Source organism: Mesorhizobium marinum, from assembly GCF_040813675.1.
Classification (GTDB): domain Bacteria; phylum Pseudomonadota; class Alphaproteobacteria; order Rhizobiales; family Rhizobiaceae; genus Mesorhizobium_K; species Mesorhizobium_K marinum.
The window spans coordinates 1-1,141 of the sequence record NZ_JBFOCI010000021.1 but is presented as its reverse complement, the minus strand read 5'-3'; the positions used below and the strand labels follow the sequence as shown (position 1 = coordinate 1,141).

At 64.3% G+C, this 1,141-nt stretch carries 1 protein-coding gene; it reads right to left on the bottom strand.

Translation table 11 applies throughout. The annotated features are described in order from the left end of the window. Positions 1-1,139, bottom strand: a 1,139-nt coding sequence (gene tuf, locus ABUE31_RS22640) for an elongation factor Tu (protein ID WP_367726028.1), incomplete at its 3' end; no start/stop codon positions are given. Positions 1,140-1,141: the final 2 nt, after the last annotated feature.

The window sequence follows — 1,141 nt, the reverse complement described above, 5'->3', positions numbered from 1 at the left end:
GTGCGGCCGCCTTCACGGATTGCGAAGCGCAGCTTCTCCTCCATGGCGATCGGCACGATCAGCTGCACGTCGACCGTCACGTTGTCGCCCGGCATCACCATCTCCGTGCCTTCCGGCAGCGTCACCACGCCCGTCACGTCCGTCGTGCGGAAGTAGAACTGCGGACGGTAGTTCGTGAAGAACGGCGTGTGGCGGCCACCCTCTTCCTTCGTCAGGATGTAGGCCTCGGCCTTGAACTTCGTGTGCGGCTTGACCGAACCCGGCTTGGCCAGGACCTGGCCGCGCTCGACGCCCTCGCGGTCGACGCCGCGCAGCAGCGCGCCGATGTTGTCGCCAGCCTGCCCCTGGTCGAGCAGCTTGCGGAACATCTCCACGCCCGTGCAGATCGTCTTCGTCGTCGGACGGATGCCGACGATCTCGAGCTCGTCGCCCACCTTCACGATGCCGCGCTCGACGCGACCCGTCACAACCGTGCCGCGGCCCGAGATCGAGAAAACGTCCTCGATCGGCAGCAGGAACGGCTTGTCCACCGGACGCTCAGGCGTCGGGATGTAGCGGTCAACCTCTTCCATCAGCTTGCGGATCGCGTTCTCGCCGATCTCCTTGTTGGAGTCCTCGAGAGCCGCAAGCGCCGAGCCCTTGACGATCGGAATGTCGTCGCCCGGGAACTCGTACTTCGACAGAAGCTCGCGAACCTCGAGCTCGACCAGCTCCAGAAGCTCCGCGTCGTCGACCTGGTCGACCTTGTTCAGGAACACAACGATCGCAGGAACGCCGACCTGGCGCGCCAGAAGGATGTGCTCGCGCGTCTGCGGCATCGGGCCGTCGGCCGCCGAAACAACCAGGATCGCGCCGTCCATCTGCGCCGCGCCCGTGATCATGTTCTTCACGTAGTCGGCGTGGCCGGGGCAGTCGACATGCGCATAGTGGCGGTTCGCCGTCTCGTACTCGACGTGCGCCGTCGAGATCGTGATGCCGCGCGCCTTCTCCTCCGGTGCGGCGTCGATCTGGTCATACGCCTTGAACTCGCCGAAGAACTTCGTGATCGCCGCGGTCAGCGACGTCTTGCCATGGTCAACGTGACCAATCGTGCCGACGTTCACATGAGGCTTGGTGCGCTCAAATTTTCCTTTTGCCATTT